The 2,861-nt window shown below is 74.2% G+C and carries 3 protein-coding genes; all 3 read right to left on the bottom strand.

Annotation, left to right across the window (positions count from 1 at the left end):
* On the bottom strand, nt 1–181 hold a 181-nt coding region (locus ACWDX9_RS62065; protein ID WP_449973241.1), incomplete at its 3' end, for a hypothetical protein.
* On the bottom strand, nt 178–1,227 hold the full coding sequence (locus tag ACWDX9_RS62060; RefSeq protein ID WP_449973240.1) for a LacI family DNA-binding transcriptional regulator: 1,050 nt from the start codon (nt 1,225–1,227) through the stop codon (nt 178–180). The genes ACWDX9_RS62060 and ACWDX9_RS62065, both read right to left, overlap by 4 nt.
* Nucleotides 1,211–2,861, bottom strand: a 1,651-nt coding sequence (locus ACWDX9_RS62055) for a DUF2264 domain-containing protein (RefSeq protein WP_449973239.1), incomplete at its 5' end; no start/stop codon positions are given. The genes ACWDX9_RS62055 and ACWDX9_RS62060, both read right to left, overlap by 17 nt.

The raw sequence follows: 2,861 nt of genomic DNA, 5'->3' as shown, positions 1-2,861 counted from the left end.
CGGCCGCGTCGATGCGGGGGCACCCCCAGCCGGTGATCAGCACCTCCACGTCGGCGAGCGTCCCCCCGAGGTGGGGGAGCACGGCGTCGGGGGCGTCGACCAGCCCGGCCAGCCGTTCGCGCACGTCATCGGGGAAGAGCTCGCCGAACAACGCGCCGTGCATCGCGAAGGCGGCTCTCACCGCACGCTCCGCAGGCGCCCCACCGAGCTCCTGACCACGATGTGCGTGCCGAGCGTGATCGGCGGCTCGGCCAGCGGGTCCTTGCCGGACAAGGCTAGGCGTACGGCGGCCCGGCCCAGCTCGGCGTGCGGCAGGTGGACGGTCGTCAGCCCGATGTCCTCGGCCGGGGGCACGTCGTCGTAGCCGACGATGGAGACGTCCTCGGGGACGCGCAGGCCGTGCTCGTGGATCGCCTGTACGGCCCCGGCGGCGATCACGTCGGTGGCGGCGAAGACCGCGGTGAAGTCGTCGTGCCCGGCGGCCAGCCGCCGTTTCATGGCCGCGTACCCGCTGGCCCGGTCGAAGTCGCAGGGCACCTCGAGCGCCGGGTCGTGGCCGAGCCGGTGGTCGGCGAGGGCCGCGCGGTAACCCGCCACGCGGCTGTCGGACGTGGTGTGACCGGGGCGCAGCCCCAGGTAGAGGATGCGCCGGTGCCCGGCAGACAGCAGGTGGGCGGTGACCGCGTGGGCTCCGCCCGTGTTGTCGAACCCGACGGTGAGCGCCGGGACCCCCTCGCCGAGCGGCGGCCGGCCGCACAGCACCAGGCGCGAGCCCGAGGAGGCCAGCCCGTGGGCGTAGTGCGTCATGCGTTCGCGGTAGTCGTCGTCCAGGATCACGCTGCCCACCAGGATCACCGCCTCGGCGCGCTGCTCGCGCATCATCCGGACGATGCTGAGCTCGCGCTCCATGTCGCCGCCGGTGGTGCAGATGAGCGACAGGCGGCCCTCGGCGGCGGCCTGCTCCTCCACGCCCTGGGCGATGTAGGCGTAGTAGGGCACGGACACCGAGTTGACGACGATCGCCACGGCTCCGGGCGAGGCCACGGACAGGGCCCTGGCCTGGGCGTTCGGCACGTAGTCCAGCTCGCGTACCGCGCGCAGCACCTTGTGCCTGGTGCTCGGCTGCACCGGGTAGTCGCCCGCCAGGGTGCGCGAGACGGTCGCCACCGAGACCCCGGCGTGCTTGGCGACGTCGCGGATGGTGACGCGTTTAGCCGGTCCAGACAACGCGCTCCCCCACGGGTCCGTTGCGGGTGTAGCCGGGCTCGCGGCCGAGCGCGACCGTGACCCTTGATCCAGCGGCATCATTCCACGAGATCTCGTCGCCCTTCACGCGGATATCAGGCGCCTGCGTGGGGGAGCCGCGGCCCAGCCGTACGGCCGAGACGTAGACCGCGGCGCCGCCCGGGTGGGCGCCGACCAGGTACGGCGTGGCGGAGTGCGGGCCGATCGCGTTCTCGTCCTGGCGCAGCGCCGCCTGGGCGGTGCGCCAGCCGTGCAGCCCGGCGATCCCGCTCACCAGACCGCTCACGGGCCCGCTCCCTGGCCCGGTCGCCACGGAGGCGGTGAGCCCGGCCAGGGTGACCGCGCACGGCTCGCCGGAGGCGAGAGCGTGACCGCCGTCGCGGACCACGCTGCCCGCCGGGGCGGTGACGCGGTGCACGCGCACCTCCCACGGGCCGTCGAGCACGGAGGCGGTCTCCACGACGACCTCGCCGTCGGCGTAGCGGGAGGCGGCGAAGCCGTGGGCGATGCCGATGCGCTCGATGCGGCGGCGGCGGGTGGCGCGCCCGTCGGGCAGGAGCACGGCGAGGTGGTTGTCGACGTTCTCGGCCCGGCCGCCGGGGCCGGTCTCGGGCGCGGTGTGCGTGGAATAGCCGAGTTTGGTGTAGTGCGGGTCGTCCTTGGCGCTGTCGGGGTCGTTGCCGTCGCTGCCGTGGTTGACCAGGCGGGTGACGCCGTCGGTGCGGTGCAGGAGCCAGCCGGGCGCGGGCAGGGCCAGGGCGAGGTCGCCGTCGCCGGGCGCGGTGGCCGGGGCCGTCCAGACGGGGTGGTCCGGGCCGAGCAGCAGGCCCAGGAATCCCTTGCTCGCCCAGTACGGCGACGCCGGCCCCGAGTAACCCTGCGTCGCCGGCAGGTGCGGCCGGTGCCACCCCAGGGTGAGCAGGCCGTTCTCGTCGGGCACGCCGTGGGCGGCGAAGTGGTCGAGCGTGCGGCCCGCCATCAGGCGCGTGGTCCCCGGCTCGACGGGGGAGGCGTCGAAGATCGCGCCGAGCCAGAGCGGGGCCAGGCTCGCCATCCGGTACGTGAGCGACCGGCCCTGGTGCATGGGCGCGCCGTCGGGGGCGAAGAAGTGCCGGTAGCCGTCCAGGAACGTGCGCAGCCGCTCCTTGTGGACCGTGGCGTCGGCGCCCGACATCCTGGCCCACCACAGCGTGTAGAGGTGGATCGCCCAGCCGCAGTAGTAGTCGTAGTTCTGCCCGGCGCCGTCGGTGTACCAGCCGTCGCCGACGTACCAGCGCTCCACGTCGGCGAGGTGCCCGTCGATCTCGCCCTGGTCGTACGGCCCGCCGACCCCGGCCAGGAACTGCTCGACGATCACCTTGAACAGCACCCAGTTGCACGGCCAGGCGCGCTTGCCCACGATCCCGCCCAGCCAGGACACCACCCGCTCCTGGACGCCGGGGTCGAGCCGGTCGAACAGCAGCGGCCGGGTCTCGTGCAGCGCGATCGCGATCGAGGCGGCCTCCACGATCGTCTGGTTCAGATCGGTGATGGCCGGCCAGGCGTACTCGTGGCCGGGGCCGGTGCCGTGCGCGAGCCCGTCGGCGTAGCGCTCCAGCAGGCCCGCGGGCGCGCCG

This window comes from Nonomuraea sp. NPDC003201, from assembly GCF_053590415.1.
The sequence above is the reverse complement of the archived record's forward strand: the minus strand, read 5'-3'. Positions and strand labels throughout refer to the sequence as shown.